The sequence below is a fragment of the Pseudomonas sp. BF-B-15 genome (assembly GCF_019946675.1).
Classification (GTDB): domain Bacteria; phylum Pseudomonadota; class Gammaproteobacteria; order Pseudomonadales; family Pseudomonadaceae; genus Aquipseudomonas; species Aquipseudomonas migulae.
In genome coordinates this window covers 1-18,718 of the sequence record NZ_JAGYFZ010000111.1, presented here as the reverse complement: position 1 = coordinate 18,718, position 18,718 = coordinate 1, and the positions used below count along the sequence as shown (strand labels likewise).

Annotated in this window: 7 protein-coding genes and 1 rRNA gene; 4 read left to right on the top strand and 4 right to left on the bottom strand. The window is 60.7% G+C overall.

Annotation, left to right across the window (positions count from 1 at the left end; genetic code table 11):
* Positions 1-10,092: peroxidase family protein (locus tag KGA97_RS25330; RefSeq protein WP_223481717.1), on the bottom strand; the 10,092-nt coding region annotated here is incomplete at its 3' end.
* Positions 10,093-10,778: 686 nt separating this feature from the next.
* On the opposite strand from KGA97_RS25330, the gene KGA97_RS25325 reads away from it, so the two are divergent.
* The 4 genes from KGA97_RS25325 (at position 10,779) to KGA97_RS25310 (ending at position 16,738) form a co-directional block, all read left to right on the top strand.
* Positions 10,779-12,515 carry a type I secretion system permease/ATPase gene (locus KGA97_RS25325; RefSeq protein WP_008024527.1) on the top strand — a complete coding sequence of 579 codons (1,737 nt, stop codon included), beginning with the start codon at positions 10,779-10,781 and terminating at the stop codon, positions 12,513-12,515.
* A 6-nt stretch (positions 12,516-12,521) separates the two neighbouring features.
* Complete coding sequence (locus KGA97_RS25320) at positions 12,522-13,862, top strand: HlyD family type I secretion periplasmic adaptor subunit (RefSeq protein WP_008039525.1); 1,341 nt, start codon at positions 12,522-12,524, stop codon at positions 13,860-13,862.
* 1 nt (position 13,863) lies between these two features.
* Positions 13,864-15,192, top strand: a complete 1,329-nt coding sequence (locus KGA97_RS25315) for a TolC family outer membrane protein (RefSeq protein WP_223481716.1) — start codon at positions 13,864-13,866, stop codon at positions 15,190-15,192.
* 169 nt (positions 15,193-15,361) lie between these two features.
* A complete protein-coding gene (locus KGA97_RS25310) occupies positions 15,362-16,738 on the top strand; it encodes a hypothetical protein (protein WP_207286714.1) in 1,377 nt (458 codons plus the stop codon).
* A gap of 99 nt (positions 16,739-16,837) precedes the next feature.
* On the opposite strand, the gene KGA97_RS25305 is transcribed toward KGA97_RS25310, so the two are convergent.
* The 3 genes from KGA97_RS25305 to rrf form a co-directional block, all read right to left on the bottom strand.
* On the bottom strand, positions 16,838-17,764 hold the full coding sequence (locus tag KGA97_RS25305) for a Gfo/Idh/MocA family protein (protein ID WP_223437712.1): 927 nt from the start codon (positions 17,762-17,764) through the stop codon (positions 16,838-16,840).
* A gap of 106 nt (positions 17,765-17,870) precedes the next feature.
* On the bottom strand, positions 17,871-18,467 hold the full coding sequence (locus KGA97_RS25300) for a DUF4157 domain-containing protein (protein ID WP_032832496.1): 597 nt from the start codon (positions 18,465-18,467) through the stop codon (positions 17,871-17,873).
* A 153-nt stretch (positions 18,468-18,620) separates the two neighbouring features.
* Positions 18,621-18,718, bottom strand: a 5S ribosomal RNA gene (gene rrf / locus KGA97_RS25295); the annotation flags it as partial.

The window sequence follows — 18,718 nt, the reverse complement described above, 5'->3', positions numbered from 1 at the left end:
CTCGACATTACCGCTCAGCGTGTAGCTGGCCAACGAAGTCTGCACGGTGTCCGTACCGCCACCCGCCACCTCGACCACCACGTCTGTGGCTGCATCGACGATGTAGGTATCGTTGCCCGCGCCCCCGACCATCCGGTCTGCACCCGCACCGCCATCGAGGAGGTCGTTACCCACCCCGCCGGTGATGGTGTTGGCCAGTGCGTTACCGGTACCTGTGAAGTTACCGGCACCGGTATAGGTCAGGTTCTCGACGTTGGCATCGAGCAGGTAGCTCGCGAAGGCGGTTTGCACCAGATCGGTACCGCCACCCACCGCCTCGGTGATAAGGTCACCGACGTTGTCGACCACATAGGTGTCGTTGCCGGCACCGCCGTTCATGGCATCCGCGCCAAGCCCGCCGTTGAGGGTGTCGTTACCGTCCTCGCCATTGAGGATGTCGTTGTCGTCTCCACCGTTGAGGATGTCGTTGCCATTGCCGCCAAACAACTGGTCGGTACCGGCCAGGCCATTCAGCGTATCGCTCCCGCCCAGGCCAAGCAGCACATCGTTACCGGCGCCGCCGGTGAGGGTGTTCGCCTGTGCGTTACCTTGCAGCACTACGCCACTGAGCACCGCAACCGCTGCGGTTGCCGCGGAAGTCAACGTCTCCAGCGTGCCGAAGCCGTCGGTGTAGCGCACGATCACCCGTATTTGCAGGTTGCCCTGCGCCACACCCGGGGTGAAGGTCGAGGCCGTCGCGCCGTTGATGTTGGAGAAGGAAGCACCGATACCTTGCTGCCATTGGTAGCTGAAGGTGCCCAGCCCGTCCACATCGGCAATCCCGGCAGTCAGCGCCGTCAGCACTTGCCCTTGATCCGGTGTCGTATCGCTGATCAGCAACGCGCCTGTCGGTGCATCGTTGACGTTGTCCACCGGCCCCAGGATGTTGGACGCAACGCTTTCGGCCACACCGAAGTTATCGACGTAACCGATCATCACGCGCACTTCCTGGCCGACCTGAGCCTGGCCAAGCGAGAACGTGCTACCGGTAGCGCCAGCGATGTTGACGAAGCCAAGCCCGTCGTTCGCCTGCCACTGGTAGGTGAACTGCGGATTGGTCAGGCCATCGGCGTCGACGATGGTCGACGTGTCGGCGGTCAACAGCTGGTTCTGCACGGCAAGCCCGGTAACGGTCGCCCCTTCGGTCGGTTCACTGTTGCCGGACGATTCGACGATCTCCAGCGTGCCCTGGGCATCCTGGTACACCGCCCGGACGCGGATGTTCAGACCCGCCTCATCGGGGCCCACCAGGAAGGTGGAGCCAGTCGCCCGCGTTGCCTCGCCAGCGGCGACAAAGGTGATGTCTTCATAGACGCCCGTACCGGGAATGGTTTCGACCTGCCAGTAGTAAGCTACCCCGCCGGTTATCGCGCCGGTCGGATTGGCCGCACTCTGGTTGTCCGCGTCGTGTACCCCCGCACCGCTGACGCGCAACAACTGGCCGGCGACCGGCGTATCTTCACGCACACCGGTAGTCGCATCGAGGATTGCCAGGTGACCCGATGGGTCGCTGTTTTGCACGGTGCCGACTCCGGACGGTATCGCAACGTCAGCGAACTGCAGACGCTCGATGCCCGTCAGGCGATCGACGCCATCACGCCCAAGCACCGAGTCGGTCACGATGACAGTGTCGCCATCGATTTCGATGCCGTATTCCCCCAAAGTACCGGAGAACAACGCCGTATCGAAGCTGTCAGTGCCGGTCAGAATCTCCCGCACGATGACCAGTTGGCCAGGGTTGTACGTGCCGTTCAGCATAAACGGCACCAGTGGCTCCATGCTGTCGAACGTGGCGATTTCATCGCCAGTGCCGTCAGCGTTCGCCCGTACGCTGATGCGTACGTTCAGCCACTTGTCACCATCAATGATGTCGTCACCGCCGCGACCTTCGATCAGGTCGCTGCCGCTACCGCCGAGGATGATGTTGCCGCCATCGAAGAACGTCGCTCCGGCTGGCAGCAGATCCGCCAGGCCGTTGATCAGGTCGATGTGGGTCAGCACACTGCCGGTTGCACCCGCAGTAGGCAGCGATGTGGCGTCTTCGTTATCACCGCGCAGGAAGTCACCGTGCGACGAACCCGACAGACCTTCCATGATGTCGAAACGCACCAGCGCCGAAGCACCTGAACCCGGTACTGGCGGAACATCGAAGAAACGGTCCGTGAAATCGATGGTCACGCCCTGCGCGAGCCCCTTGAAGGTTGCCCAGTCGAAGCCGGAGCCGCCGATATAGCGATCACCGAAGCCGAGACTGCCGACCATGATGTCATCGCCGCCTTCGCCGTTGAACTTATCGTTCTCGTTACCGCCGATGAACACATCGTGGCCAACGATAGGGTCGTTGCCGAGCGGGTCGAAGTTGTCGCCAGGTGCACCGTCCGAAGTGCCCTTCTCGATCCAGTCGTCGCCTTCGTTACCCATGTCCTGTTCGTTGGCTTTGCTGCCCAGGATGAAGTCGTTGCCATGACCACCAATGGCTTCGGAGGCGTCCTCACCGGTCACGATGAAGTCATTGCCGAACCCGCCGATGATCAGGTTGACGCCGTTACCTCCGTGCAGCACGTCGTTGCCGTCGCCACCCTGGATGTTATCGTCGCCGCCCTTGTCGGTGATGATGTCGTCGCCGGAGCCACCGCGCAGTTGGTCGTTGCCGTCACCGCCTTCGATGCGATCGTTGCCGCCGTCGCCCCAGACCGTGTCATCCCCCTCACTCGCGATGAGAATATCGGCGCTGTTGGTGCCGCCCATCACGATGTGCTCTGCACCGGTGTATTTGATGTAGTTGGCATCCGGCCCTGCGGTCAGAGGGTTGTCGCGGAACACCACCTGTTCGCCGTTTTCGCCAAGCGGATCGGCATTGCCCAGGCCTTCGTTGAATTGCTTGCTCTGGTCCCTTTCCAGATAGAACGCAACGTCCGAGAACACCAGGCCCGGCAAGTGCGTGGCCGAGGTGTTGGCCATGATCAGCTTGGCGAACGAGTTGCTTTCAAGCTCGGCATTCATCGACAGGCCAGCGGTACGTTCCAGGTAGTAGAAGCGGTCGCCATCCTGCAGTTTTTCCAGCTGGTTCTCGAACACGAAGTTGAAGGTCGAGCCGAGCATGCCGCCGAACGGCGTTTTCGCTTCGGCCAGGCCGCCGATCCACAGGTCGATGGCATCGACCCCCGTGATAGTCACGCCCTTCAGATCGTCGGCTGTTCCCAGCACGCCATCCTTGCCAGCCCGCGTTACGTTGGTCCAGTCACCGGTGCCGTTGAGGAAGTCCAGACGATCAGTCGGTGCATCCGGACCACCGAATACCAGCGCCATGGCAGCAGCGCGTTTGCCTTCCAGCGTGGTCGCCGCCGTGATCGTCTCATGGGTGCCATAGGCTGCAATGAAGTTGATCAACGACTCCGGATGTTTGAGGTGCTGCACCAGGTCGACCCAGCTGGTGTACGGCTTGAGTTGGGTGTCACCGGTTTGGCTGTAGATGTCGCGGCGAATCGCGTTGAGTGAAGGAATCCCCACGTCGCGGCCACGGGCGATGTTGATCGCCGGCAGGTCGAGCGGCAGCCCCAGCAGGTTGTTGCGCAGCGCCTCGGTGACGAACTCGTCGATTTCGTTACCGGCTTGCCGAGTGATCCCCCGCACGATCGCACTGGTCGCATCCTCAGGCGTCACGCCACTGGCGGCGTACGCCAACGGGTTGAGGAACGCCGCGATCAGGCCCAGTTGCTGATCGGGATCAGCACTGTTCGGATCGCCGATCACGTTGAAATCAACGTCGAAGCGATCGACGGTCTCGGTCAGCATCGAGTGGCCAAACCGGTACACGGTGTGGGCGAACTCGGCGACGATCGAGGCATCGAGGTCAACGTCATAGACCTGGGTCGGTGCGAAAAACAGGTCGACGTTAGGCTGGATGGTCCGGGCAAATTCCTCGAACACCAGATGCTGATACTGCATCTCGGTGCCGAACTTGGCCGCCTGGAACAGGCGTTCGCCATTCCATACCAACGCATCTATCTCCGCCTGATTGACCGGCAACGCGCTCACTGGATTGAGCAGCCACTCGTTCAGGAAAGCCACGTCACCCGAGTCGAGCACGGTGTCTTTGGTTTGCGCGACCAGCCGATTGTGCTCGGAGTGGAAGATCGCATGCACCGCCGTCAGGCCGATGTTCTCGTTGACCCGGCCGTCGCCAGCGATGTAGTGCGCATCCAGCAACTCGTTGTCGTAGGCCAGGTTGGCCCCGGTTTGTGGATTGACCGGCACGTCGTTGCCAGTTTCAGAATCGCCATCAGGCGCGAGCACGCCACCGATGAACACCGGCGCGGCATTGTGGGCAATGTCGACGAGGAACTGGTGACCGGTGCGCACAGCATTGGTCAGGTCAATAGGGGCAAGCGGATTACCTTCGACAAGCTCGTCATCCGCCGTACCGCCAAGACCGTCAAGGCCTTTCATCACGACCATCGGGAAGCCGTTCGGCCCCTTGATGAAATTGCCATAGGCATCGGTCGCCAACAGCGGGGCGTTATCGACGTCGGCATCGGTCAGGTGGATACCCAGAATGTCGTTGGCTTGCGCCTTTACCACTTTCCAGGTGGCCATGCCACCGATTTCGCTGTCGTCTGAAGTACCAAACTTACCGTCCGCTCCCAGGTCACGGTTGGTGATCAGCCTGCCCGTCGCGATGGGTCCGTCATCGGTCAGCAGATACCCGCGCAGGAACACCTGATGCGATGGGTGCGAGCTGTAGGTCTGGTTTTGGTCCACGAACGGCGTGGTGGTGTTGGAGTGCTCATGGATGTCATCGGCCGTGCCGAGAACACCATCCGCGCCTGGCTGGTTGGTCGCGCGGGTCAGCACCATGAAGTTAGCGTTGCCGCCTGGCACATACAGCGGATCATCCGGTTGCAGCGGAATGAAGATGGTGCCCGAACCGCCTTTGGTCACCAGGTCCAGACCGTGATCGAAGAACTGCCCGAAGAAGGTCATCCAGGCGTTGAACGGCGCGGACAACCCGGCATCCGGAGCGGTGTTCTCGAACATGTACACATCGTGGTCGTCGCCAGTACCGAACTGACCATCCAGGCCGGGGCTGGCGACTATCCGTACGCCATCCTTGAGCACATCGTCGCTACCCTCCGCGCCGAAGTTGAGCACACCGTCCGCGCCCACGTCGTACGCCGTGGCATACGCCGCCGGGTTATTCGACGTCTGATCGACGATCAGATTGCTGATCGTGCGCGGCTGCGAGTCAAACACATTGCCGCTGGTCTGCTGATACGACGATCCCGGAATGGCCGGCGAGCCAGGGCCAAAGAACCCGGCAGGTGCACCTTCCGCCGGATTGAAGACCGGATCGGTCAAACGCGGGAAGGTGTTATCCGCAGCACCAAACTCGGTGTTGTTGATGCCATTGAGGTTCATCAGGTTGTTGTTCGAGCCATCGACCGCACGCAGGCCCAGCGGCGCACGGATGTTCGGGATCAGCGAGAGGATGTCCTGACCGCCCGCTTCAGCCTCGGCAATCTTGATCTGATCAAGGATGAAGTTGAGGTCGGAGCGGACCATGTTAAGGCCCGGGCCACCCTCGGTGGCATTGACTACCGGTGTCGGTGCGGTCGGCACGACCGGTGCGCCGGGAGCCACGACGCCTGTCGGTTGCGAGAACACCACTTCAGTCGTGCCATGGCCATCCTGGTAGATCGCCTTGACCCGCAGTGACAACCCGGCAAGATCCGGCGAGACCTTGAACGCGGTGCCATCGGCACTCTGGAACGCCAGGTCACCCGCAGGCAACAGGATGATGTCTTCGAACACGCCACTGCCGGGGTCGGCTTCGAACTGCCAGTAGTAAGACACCGAAGTATTGTTGACGAGACCCTGCGGGTTACCCGCAGTGACGTTGTTGGCATCGCTCACCCCGAGCATGCTCACGGTCAGTGTGTCGCCCACTGTAATGTCGCCGCCGTTGCCATCCGTGACAGTCGGCCTGCCGACCGGTTGTGCGTTCAGCCCCGGTACCAGCACCCGCTGGGTGTCGGCGAATTGCAGGCGCTCGATATGCAGCAGGGTATCGGTGCCGTCGCGACCCGCAACGGTATCCGTCACCGTCCAGACATCGTCCGCCAGGTTGGCCGTGCCACGGGTGTCCTGGGTCACCGTGTACTCGGACTGAAGCCCGGAGAAAATCGCGGTGTCGAACGCCGCCCCGCCCGTCGAGGTGCCGGGCAGGATTTCCCGCACGGCCTTGAGCTGCCCAGGGTTATACGTACGGTCCAGCATGAACGGGATCATATCAGCCATGCTGTCGAAGCTGGCGATCTCGGGGCCGGTATGGTTGACGTCGCCGGGGGCATAAACTGCGATTCTGACGTTGATCCATTTGTCGCCATCGATCAGATCATCGCCGCCGCGGCCCTCGATCAGGTCACTGCCATTGCCACCGAGGATGATGTTGCCCGTGGCAAAGCCGGTGGTCGGCAAGCCGGCATCGGACAGGAACTGCGCCAGTCCACGGATCAAGTCCACATTGGTCAGTGCACCACCCGTGGCACCACCGTGGTTGAGGATAGTGACCGCATCAACATCATCGCCTTTGAGGACGTCGCCGAAATTCGAACCGGACAAGCCTTCGACCTCGGCGAAACGGTCGAGAATCGAGGCCGGCGAGGCACCGACCGGATTGAACACCCCGGCGTTCTGGTTTGGCGCGTTGCCGTGTGGCTGGGCCAGCGCGGCCAGGGACAAGTCGGCGGTCACGCCGACCTGGTCATTTTTGAAGGTCACCCAGTCGAACCCGGACATGCCGTCCATCTTGTCCTGGGCATCGCTGCCGACAAAGATGTCATCGCCACCCTCGCCGATCATTTCATCGAAGCCACCACCGCCGACAAAGATGTCGTTGCCGACCACATCGTCATTGAGCAATGGCGAGAAGTTATCGCCAGGCGCACCGTCCTGGGTGCCTTTCTCGATCCAGTCATCACCTTCGTTGCCGGTCGGTGGCAGGTTGGTCTTGGCACCGAGGATGAAGTCGTCACCCTGACCGCCGAAGGTGGTGCTGATGTCTTCGGTGGTGATGATGAAGTCCTGGCCATCGCCGCCAAGGATCAGGTTGCCCGCAACCCCCATTTTACCGGCCACGATCACGTCGTTACCGGCATTGCCTTCCAGGCGGTTGTCGCCGAACGAGTCGGTGATGATGTCATCACCCGCGCCGCCAAGTACCGCATCGTTCCCGGCGCCGCCCTCGAGGACATCGTTGCCGCCGTCGCCGTAAACGGTGTCATCACCTTCACCGGAGATGATGATGTCATCGGCGGCGGTGCCGCCGAGGACGACATGATCTTCACCGGTGTAATGCAGAAAATTACTGTCCGTGCCCACGGTGTCGGGGTTGTCGCGGATCACCAGCGGCACGACTTCCACGCCGTTGATCATGATGCCGCCCGTCGGGTCGTCACGACCGCCGACGCCAAGGCCGGTGAACTGATTGGCCTGGGTCACTTCGAGAGTGAACGTCGGCGTCAGGAACACGGTGTTCGACAGGTGGGTGACATCGGTGTTGAGCATGATCAGCTTGGCGAAGGAGTTGTTCTCAAGCTCGGTGCCGAAGTTCAGGCCCGCCGTACGCGACAGGTAGTAGAACCGGTCGCCGTTCTGCAACGCCTCCATCTGGGTTTCAAACACGAAGTTGAACGTCGAGCCGAGCATACCGCCGAACGGCATCTTCTCTTCGGCAAGGCCGCCGACCCAGAAGTCGATGTCGTCGACACCGGTGGTGGTGACGCCATTGACCATGGCGTAGGTGCCCGAGCTGTTAAGGAATGCCAGGCGATCCTCTTCCGTGGCGGTAAAAGTACGCTCATCGGCAGTGCCGGCGTTGATCACCGCGCTGCCGCCAAACACCAGGGCCGCAGCGACCGCACGCATCTCGACCAGCGTATCCACATCGGCCGCAGTCAATGCACCGTGAGTACCGAAGGCCGCGATGAAGTTGACCAAGGATTCGGGGTGTTTGAGGTTTTCCGCCAAGTCAGCCCAACTGATGTACGGCTTGAGTTGGCTGTCGCCGGTTGCCTGGTAAAACTCACGCCGCGCCTCATTCAACGTAGGGATGCCGGTGTCGCGACCACGCGCCAGGTTCAGGGCCGGCAAATCGAGGGGCAGACCCAGCAGATTGTTGCGCAACGCTTCGGTGACGAACTCGTCGATCTCGTTGCCGAGCTGACGGGTCACACCGCGAATGATCGCCCCTGCCGCTTCGTCAGCGGTAGCCCCGCTGCCGGCAAATGCCAGAGGGTTGAGGAAGGCTGCGATCAGACCGAGTTGCGCGTCAGGGTTGTTCGGGTCAGAGAGGACCGGATTGAATTCGGGGTCAAAGCGATCGACTGTCTCGGTCAACATCGAGTGACCGAAGCGATACACCACGTGGGCGAACTCGGCGAGGATGGCCGGGTTGATCGAGGTGTCATAGCCGTTGGGGGCAAGGAATTCGTCGACCTGCGGCTGAACGGTCCGCGCAAATTCCTCGAACACCAGGTGCTGATACTGCATCTCGGTGCCGAACTTGGCGGCCTGGAACAGCCGTTCGCCATCCCACACCAATCCTGCGATTTCGGCGGGAGTCGTCGGAATTGCCGCGACGTCGTCTGCCAGCCACTCATTGAGAAACGCCAGATCGCCAGAGGCCAGGATGGTTTCCTTGGACTGCTGGACCAGGCGGTTGTGTTCGGAGTGGAACACATGGTGCACAGTGGTCAGGCCGATGTTTTCGTTCGCCCGGCCATCGCCGGCAATGTAGTGAGCGTCGAGCAGTTCGTTGTCGTAGGTCAGGTTGTTGCCGCCCGCGCCCACTGGCTGCGCATTGCCGATTTCGGTGTCACCATCCGCCTGCAAAACCCCGTCGACGAGCACCGGCGCGGCATTGTGCGCGATGTCGTCGAGGAAGCCATGCCCGGTGCTCACGGCGTTGGCCAGACTGATCGGAGCATCCCGGTTGCCTTCGACCAGTTGCGTGATGTCATCCGCCGTACCGGCGATACCGTCTGCGCCGTTGCTGATGCGCATCACCACCTGCGGCATACCGCCCGGGCCACGGATGAAGTTGCCATACGCGTCGGTCGCCAGCAGCGGCACGTTGTGCACATCGGCGTCGGTCAGGTTGATCCCGAGAATGTCACGGGCCTGAGCCTTGACCACTGCCCAGGTCGCCATGCCGCCATTTTCGGCGCCGCCATCATCGGCAGTGCCGAACTCGCCATCGGCGCCCAGATCGCGATTGGTAATCAAGCGCCCGGTTGCAACAGGGTCACCTGCCGCGTTGATGACATACTCGCGCAGAAATACCTGATGCGAGGGGTGGGAGCTGTAAGTCTGGCTTTGGTCTACGAACGGCGAAGTGGTGTTGAGCTGCCCATCGTCCGTCGTGCCAACAATTCCGTCCGCGCCGGCCGTACGCACGGCCCGTGGCAGCACCATGAAGTTGGTCGGACTGCCCGGCACGAACAACGGATCGTCCGGCTGCAACGGAATAAACACAAAATCGGTAGCGCTCTTGCTGACCAGGTCGAGGCCGTGGTCGAAGAACTGGCCGAAGAAAGTCATCCACGAGTTGAAGCCCGCAGTCAGACCGGCGTCCGCCGACTGGTTGGGGATGAAGAACACTTGCTTGTCGTCATCGGTGCCGAAGACACCATCGGGACCGGGGCTGATGACCGGGTCGGCACCGCCGTTCGCCGCAACCGCAGCCGGGTTGTTGGCGGTCTGATCAACGATCAGGTTACTGATAATCCGTGGTTGTGGGTCGATCACATCCCCTGTCCCGGAGTATGACGCCAGAAACGAGGGGTCCAGCAGGCGCGGGAAGGCATTGTCCGCAGCGCCAAACTCACTTTGCCCGGTCACCAGGTTGTTGTAGCTGCCATCGACGGTGCGCAGGCCGAAAGGCACCTGACTGTTGGGTAGCAAATCACTGAGGCTAGCGCCGTCGGCATGTGCTTCTGCGATGAAAATTTGTTTGAGGATGAACTCCAGGTCGGACTTGTTGAAATTGGCCATTTTGCTTGCCCTCGATTTCTTTGGTGAAGGGCACGGGACGAAAAGAATCCTCCCGCGCCCAGTCGGGTGCTGGCTTGCGCAGTGTGTAGGTTCATTTTTTTGGCGAGAGCTGACACGGGAAGGCAAAGCCGTCAGTACGGCCCCCGGTATGCGCGCCTGGAATTCGCGGAACTCGCGAAAGAATGGCTCGCTAAGCGATCAGGCAGAGCGAACCCGGGCCCTAGGCGGGCCATGGAAACTTGAGGTCAAGGCGAACTTGCTGAACAGCCCCTTCCCTCTGCAGTAGAACGAAGTGATCGACATGCTGTGCTCCTTCGGAGAACCACCGCGCTTTTCGCTGCCAAAGAGTTGACAGACTTCAGGCGGACGGTTGTCGTCAATGAGTAAGACTAAAGTTGGATAGCAAAAAATTGTCAATTTTACGACGGACAAACCGGACGACCGGTGCTAAGCCTCTCAACTCGCTGTTTTTAATGGACTTATAGAAAGATTGACGCACCATTAGAGCGAAATGTTATTTCAGATTGTTTCGCCGCGACCTACGCTGCTTGCTACGGGAGCAACGCAGAAATTTGCATGAGATTCGCCCGAGAGCGAACCTGCGTATCGACGGCTACCCACGTGACTAAATCTGTTAGCTGCTGCTCCGCAAGGGCAAACGGCTTTTTGAAGAGGGGGTCAGCCAAATGCACAAGCAGTCGAACTCTCGATCCGAACTGGCCGACGCACTCTTCCGACTTCGTCGTAGTTTTTACTCCCTGGCGGGTTTCAGCGGCGTCATCAACGTCATGATGTTGACGCCAGCCGTTTACATGTTGCAGGTCTATGATCGAGCCTTGGTCAGTCGCAACGTCACAACGTTGACGATGCTGACCGTTCTGGTGATAGGCCTGTTCTTGCTGATGTCCACGCTTGAAATGTTCCGCACCCGTGTGCTGATCCGGGTCGGCAACTGCCTCGACATGGACCTCAATCGACGCATTTTCACCGCCGCATTCGAGCGCAACCTGAACCGCGCCGGAGGCAATCCGGCCCAGGCCCTGCAGGATCTCGCGCAGGTGCGTCAGTTCCTCACCGGCAACAGCCTGTTCGCGTTCTTTGATGCGCCATGGACGCCGATCTACCTGCTGGTCGCCTACCTGATCCACCCGCTGCTCGGACTGGTCACGCTCATCGGCTCGCTGATTCTGATGGGCCTGGCTTACCTCACCGAGAAGGCGACGCAAAAGCCGCTGGCCGAAGCCAATCAGGCCGCCCTCTCCTCCGCCACCTACGCCAACAACAACCTGCGCAACGCCGAGGTCATCGAGGCCATGGGCATGTTGCCGTCGATCGGCAAGCGCTGGTACCAAAGCCATTTGCGCATTCTGGAAATGCAGACCCTGGCCTCAGACCGGGCCGCCCTGATCAGCAGCACCGGGCGCTTCGTGCGCATCACCTTGCAATCGCTGATCCTCGGCGCCGGTGCGCTGCTGGCGATCGAAGGCAAGATCACCCCCGGGATGATGATTGCCTGCTCGATCCTTACCGGCCGCGCGCTGGGCCCGGTGGAACAAGTCATCGCGTCGTGGAAGCAACTGCTTGGCTGCCGTTCGGCCTGGGGCCGGTTGAATGAAATGCTCAACGACTTTCCGCGCCGGCCACCGAGCATGTCGCTGCAACGCCCGCTGGGCATGCTGGCAGTGGAGAATGTGTACGCCGGCTCCCCCGGCACCAACAACACGATTCTGCGCGGGGTGAGCTTCAACCTTTCCCCCGGCGAAAGCCTTGGCATTATCGGCCCATCCGCCTCGGGCAAATCCACCCTCGCCCGCCTGTTGGTCGGCGTCTGGCCGGCACAGGCCGGCAAGGTGCGCCTCGACGGCGCGGACATATTCACCTGGAACAAAGGCGAACTTGGCCCTTGGCTCGGTTACCTGCCACAGGACGTGGAGCTGTTCGAAGGCACCATCGCCGACAACATTGCGCGCTTTGGCGAAGTGGACAGCGACGCGGTCATCCGCGCCGCCAGAACGACGGGCGTGCACGAGATGATCCTGCGTTTTGCGCAAGGTTATGAGACCCGCCTGGGCACCGATGGCAGCCCGCTTTCCGGTGGCCAGAAGCAACGCATCGCCTTGGCCCGCGCGCTGTATGGAGACCCCAATCTGATTGTGCTCGATGAGCCGAACGCCAACCTCGACGACGTCGGTGAAAAGGCGTTGGTCGATGCACTGGCCCAACTCAAAGACCGTGGCGCCACCGTCATTCTGATTTCCCACCGTCCCAATGTGCTCTGCGCCGTCGACAAGGTGCTGATGCTGCGTGACGGCGGCGTGCAGATGCTCGGCACTCGCGACGAAGTATTCGCAGCGCTGCGCAAGGCGAGTGTGATGCCTGCAGGCGCGTCGACTCCGCTGGCCTCCGTCAAAACGCGGGAGTGACCGATCATGCAAATGAGCCAACACACCGAGATGATTCACGTCGATCCCAGGAACGATGTAGATCTGGACGTCGCCAAACCTGTGCGCAGGGGCCTGTGGCTGGTGCTCGCCGGTTTCGGCGGCTTCCTCCTGTGGTCGTGGCTGGCGCCGCTGGATGCCGGCGTGGTAGCGACAGGCACGGTAAAAGTCACCAGCAATCGCAAAGCCGTGCAGCATCTGAGCGGCGGCACCGTGGAGGCCATTCTTGTCCGCGAAGGCGATTCCGTGAAAAAAGGCCAGGAGGTGGTCCGCCTCGATTCGCTGCGCGCCCTTGCCGAACAGGGTGCGGTCAGCGCCCAGTACATCGTCAGCAAGACGGTGGAAAACCGCCTGGAAGCGGAACGTGACAACCTCGACGTAGTGAACTTCGATCCCGAACTGTTCAAGCGCTTCGGGAATGACCACCGCCTGCTGGCTGCCATGGATCTGCAGCAACGCCTGCTGAACACCCGACGCGCCGGCCTCGCTGGCGAAATCAGCATCCTGCAGGAAAACCTCGCGGCGTCGGCGGTGCAGCTCAAGGGCCTGCAACAGGTCTATGGCGCCCGCGCCTCGCAGATCAACTTCCTCAACCAGGAACTGAAAGGCACCCGCGTGCTGGCAGCCGAAGGCTATGTGCCGCGCAACCGCCTGCTGGAACTGGAACGCAGCAATGCCGACCTCTCCGCCGGCCAGGCCGAGAACCTCAACAACATCGCTCGCGTGCGTAGCCAGACCACCGAAATCAAGCTGCGCATCCTGCAGCGCCAGCACGATTACCTGAAGGAAGTCGAATCGCAGCTCACCGACACCGCCAAGGAAAACACCACCCTGGCCGACCGTTTGCGTGCGCTGGACTATGAAGTGACCCACACGGTGATTCGATCGCCCATCGATGGCATGGTCCAGTCCCTGAGCATTGCGACTGTCGGCGGGATCATCCAGCCCGGCTTCAAGATCATGGAAATCGTTCCGGACAACGAGCCGCTGCAGGTCGACGCGATGATTCCCGTGCAGGCCATCGACAAGATGGTCCCCGGCCTCGCCGTGGACATTGCCTTCCCGGCCTTCAACCATGCCCAGACGCCCAACATCCCAGGCCGCGTGAAGACCGTTTCCGCCGACCGCCTGATGGACGAGGAAAGCAAGCAACCGTTCTATCTGGCTCAGGTAGAGGTCACACCCGATGGCATGAACCTGCTTGGCAGCAATCACATTCGTCCCGGCATGCCCGCCAGCGTCACCATCAAAACTGGCGAGCGCAACATGATGAGCTATCTTCTGAAACCAATGCTCGACCGTGTTGACAGCTCTTTCAAGGAACAATGAAATGGACCGTCATTGCCTGTTCGCCTGCCTGCTATCGCTGTCTCTGCCTGCCAGCGCCATTGATCTCAAACAAGCGTGGGATCTGTTGCAGTACCAAGGCCCCGTCTATCGCGCCGCTGTGCATGAAAAGGAGGCCGGCCTGGAAAACCGCGCCATCGGCCAGGCCGGTCTGCTGCCGCAGATCAGTGCCTCGGCCTACGACAACAAGGTCAATGGCACCCAGCGCCAGAGCGGCATCGAGAGGGATCTGGACTACGACTCCAAGGGCGCCAACGTGCGCTTGCGCCAGCCGCTGTTCAACAAACAGAAAATGGCCGAGTACCGCCAGGGTAAACAGCGTGCCGACTACAGCGTCGCGGTGTTCGATGCCAAGAGTCAGGACGCCGCGGTGCGCCTCGCCGAAAGCTATTTCGACGTGCTGCTGGCCAGCGAAACCATCGTCCTCGCCAAGTCCAAGCTGAACGCCTTCGAGGAGCAACTCGCTTCGGCGAAACGGCGCATGGAGCTGGGGGCCGGCACCGTCACCGACATCGACGAGTCGATCGCTCGCCGCGACCTCGCCGATGCCGAGCTGATCGAAGCGCAAGACAACCTGATCAATGCCCGCCGCAAGCTTGAGGAGTACATCGGAGAAACCCCAGAATCGTTGACCACCTTGCGTCCGACTTTCGATACGCCACCGCTGCTGCCGAGCAACCTGCAGGACTGGTTGGTCAAGGCTCAGAGCGACAGCCCGCTGATCCATGCGCGCCGTCATAGCAGCGACCTTGCTGAAGAAGAAGTGAAACGCGTCAAGGCGGGCCACTGGCCGACACTGGATTTCGTTGCCGGCTACACCGCGGGCGATAGCCAATCCATCTCCGAGCTGAATCAACGCAACCGCTACGGCTCAATCGGGCTGGAAGTCAACTTCCCGCTGTACAACGGTGGCGGCACCAGCGCGCTGGCACGCCAGGCCAGTTCCAATAGTTCCAAGGCCCTGGACGAACTCGACGCCACGCGACAGGAAGTCATCTCCGGCACCACCCGCGAGTACGCCGGCGTACAGAGCGGCGCCAAACGTATTCACGCCCTGGAGCGGGCCGTAGAGTCCAACGAACGCTCACTGCTGTCCACACGCAAGGGTTTCAAGGAAGGAGGCACCAGCACCAACTCGGACGTCCTCAATGCCGAAGAACTGCTCTTCGTTGCACGCCACGATCTGTTCGAGGCGAAGCTGCGTTACTTGATGTCGCGCCTGCGCCTGGCCTCTTCGGTGGGCAGCCTGGGCGACGACGACATCGACCACATCAACGACTACCTCGGCCCGGAGCTGTTGGTCACCAATTGAATTGGCGTCCAGGTGAACAGGCGTCATGGCAACTGATTGGGTGATGACGCCGCCCCCGCCAGGAAAATCTGAAGAACGAAAACAAACGCAGCCACTCGCCGCCCTAAAGGTTTTGACGGTCAAGCCGATTCAAATGGTCTTGATATAGGGCGCTAAGGAGCTGTTTGCCGTGAGTATTGTATTTCGCCTGACGGGCGCCGTTTTTGCCGTGTCCCTCACGGGTTGTGCCCTGCAAGGCAACGGGATGGCCGATTACTACAAGCGGATGTCTGCCGAGCGCCTCGTACAAAATCAAGCCATGATGACCCGGATACAAGCCCGGCCTTTGCCATTGGATACCACGCTGAGACTCGACCAAACGGCCATGGTGATGGTTAATGTGCCGGCCGAAGGCGCCGCGCCGGCCACCCAGGCCCGGCTTTTCGCTGGCTGCAACTTGTCGACTTTAGCCATGGATTATCGACGCGAAAAGGACTGGAGCAGCCCTTACGTCCTGCCAGCAGACCCAGCGCGCAACATCGCCCAGCAGATGTGCCAGGCAGTCCGGAACAGTGCCTGGAAGCAGTTGCCCGGCGAAACCGAAGACGTCTTGTTACTAGACCCAGGCACACTGGCCATAGACAACTCACGGCGTTCGATATGGGCGGGCATCGACTATGGCCGCACCCGCCTGGATGAAAGCGAAGGCAAGCCCTATGGCCGCCAGTTCGAGCGTATTGAAGTCGACTGTGCGACCCGACAGGCCAGCACCCGCTTGGCTTATCGCCTGGGCGAGGACATTTTGCTGCCACCGCCCGTTCAGCCGCTTGATAGCGCCCTGGACAAAGAACAACGCGCCCGACTGATTGGCACCGTGTGCGCCGAACCCGCCAACATGGCGCAACTCGCCACGCCAGTCATCCGCAAAAAACTGCCGCCGAACATGCTGACGCCAGAGGCTTCGGCACCGCTATTGGCACAGGTAAGCGCACTGCCACAGGGACAACCGACCCACACGCTCAGTCATTTGCAATTCACTTACAACGCCTCCTCCCCACTGGTGCCGCGCGCCGTGATCAACGACCATCCAATGGACTTGTATCTGCAACCGGGCCCGGCTCGCGGGATCTGGCGCGAGCAGGCAACGGGAGCGTTAGGCAGCGAGAGCGTGAGACTGCGCTGGCGCGGGATGATCGAACTTGCAGCAACGAGCCGATCTCAGATCGCGGGCAAAACCGACCAGCGAAGCAACCTTGCAGACATCGACCTGGATGGCGATTGGCAAAACCTGAAACCCGGGAGCGATATCGCCTACAGCAAAAAATTTACTGACAGCGCTGGCAAAACTTTCGTGCAGAAATTTGAGTGTTCGGTGGGTGAATCCTTCCCTGCTACACAAACAGTTGCCTCGTTGCAGGGACTGGCGCGCAAGGTTACATGCGTCACCGATAGCGCACTGAAGACAAGCAATGCGTACCTCTATCTGGAGGCCTATGACCTGTTCGTGGAAACCTCCGAGACTTCAACGCTCCTGGTTCAGGTCAACACGCTCAAGGCAGCAGAGTAGCGTGCAACCCCGGGCGTAGAGTTTGTCGATTGGCGCGAAAGAACTCGGCACAAGACCACGTTGCCTGCCGACGCGCCAATGCCTTTACCTGAGCAGTCACTAATCGTAGAACGGCTCAACCAACGCCCGGCTGCCGACAAAAAAGCTATCGGCGACCAGTCGCAGCGGCTGGAGATCCAGGTCACTGGCCTTGTCGCCAATCAGCTGTTGAAAATGTCGATACACCGCCGCGTACTCGCCCTCCTCCGATACGGCCTGGCGCACGCCGTCGATACTCAAGAGTGCGCCGCCGTTGTCCAGTCGCAGGATGCCTTCGGCGCAGCGAATCTCGATGCTCCAGAGTTCGTCATGGCCGTGGTCGAAATCGAACTCCGCACGAACATCGAGGTGGCGCGCGTCGGACATTTTGATGGACGCGGCGATAGGCGACTGGCAGTTGTCGGGGACGCGCAGTTCGGCGGACTCGACAAACAGCGACAGGGGCAGCAGATGAGTCGCAATCGACAAGGCATTGATGCCGGGATCGAAGACGCCCAGGCCGCCGGGTTGCCAGATCCACGCCTGGCCGGGGTGCCACTTGCGCACGTCTTCCTTCCAGTCGATCTGTACGCTTTGCAGGGTGCGGGTGGCCAGCCAGTCACGAGCGGCTTCAATGCCGGGCGCGTAGCGTGAATGCCAGGCGAACAGACCGCTGACGCCTTGCTCTGCAACCTGATTCACCAACGCCATCGCTTCGCCCAACGTGGCGCACGGAGGTTTTTCGACCAGTACGTGTTTACCTGCGGCCAGCGCTTGTTGCACCAGTGCGAATCGTCCTTGCGGTGGAGTGCAAAACGCAATCGCATCCACAGGCGGGCCGTTTTCGAGCAGCTCGCCCAGGGACTGAAAGTTCTCTACGCCGGCGCAGGGTTGCCCTTGCGTTGCGACAGCGACCAACTGGAACGCGGGGTTGGCGTTGATCGCTGGAACGTGTTGATCCTGGGCAATCTTGCCGTAGCCCACCAGACCGAGACGGATCGGTTGCATTAATGACTCCTGTTTTTTTCTTGTCTTGGGAAGCGAATCGACAAGATTACGTTTGTATAGCGGGGAAGTCATTGATGACGTGCTGACGTTTCGTGAACGCTACCTTTCAGTCAGCCCCTCCCCGCACAAACCGCCTGACCTCGGCCTGTATGGCATAAGCCGGCGCCTCCACCGCATTGAAATCCTGTGTATACCGCTGGGCAAATCCATCGACTCCCCACTCCTGAAACTGCTGCACATGCTTGAGTTCGTGAGCCCAGAGCGCGACATCCTGTTCTGCGGTTTGAGCGTCCCGGAAGAGAATGATGTCGATCAGCGTCACAGCTCCGACATCGGGGTTTTGCAGCATGGCAGTGGCGGCACTGAACTGACCGTTGTCGCTGACTTTATAGCCCGCGGCATCGAGGACACCGGGCTCGTACCAGCGCAGCAGTTGCTCGCGGATGTGCGGTGGGATGGGTTGGATGCTGGTGTTGACTACTTCAGCGTGGGCTTGGGTCAGCCACAGCGCCAGGGCAGGTGCAGCGATCTGGTAGACACCATCAGGCACGGGGCCGAGCACTTGCCCCAGGTCTGGCAGGCAGATGCAGTCGTCCAGGCAAACTTGTTTCTCGCCAGCTGGGCAGGCGCCGGGCTGGGCTGGCACTTCTAGCGTCAGACAAAGAACAAACAGCGCCACCAGGCGCGTGATGATGGGCGGCATTGTGACCTCCAGGGACGGAAGCAGCGCGAACAGTGGGCCATAACTGATCGACAACCTGCAAAGCTTTTGCGTATCCCTAAATTTCTTTACGCCACTTTCCTGCGGGCAAAACAAAACCCCAACTGCTTTCGCAATTGGGGTTTCGGAATTTAATCTTGACGATGACCTACTCTCACATGGGGAAACCCCACACTACCATCGGCGATGCATCGTTTCACTGCTGAGTTCGGGATGGGATCAGGTGGTTCCAA

Excerpts from the sequence above, each read along its gene's own strand:
- KGA97_RS25325 (WP_008024527.1), top strand. The coding sequence starts at position 10,779 with ATGCACAAGCAGTCGAACTCTCGATCCGAACTGGCCGACGCACTCTTC.
- KGA97_RS25320 (WP_008039525.1), top strand. The coding sequence starts at position 12,522 with ATGCAAATGAGCCAACACACCGAGATGATTCACGTCGATCCCAGGAAC.
- KGA97_RS25315 (WP_223481716.1), top strand. The coding sequence starts at position 13,864 with ATGGACCGTCATTGCCTGTTCGCCTGCCTGCTATCGCTGTCTCTGCCT.
- KGA97_RS25305 (WP_223437712.1), bottom strand. The coding sequence starts at position 17,764 with ATGCAACCGATCCGTCTCGGTCTGGTGGGCTACGGCAAGATTGCCCAG.
- KGA97_RS25300 (WP_032832496.1), bottom strand. The coding sequence starts at position 18,467 with ATGCCGCCCATCATCACGCGCCTGGTGGCGCTGTTTGTTCTTTGTCTG.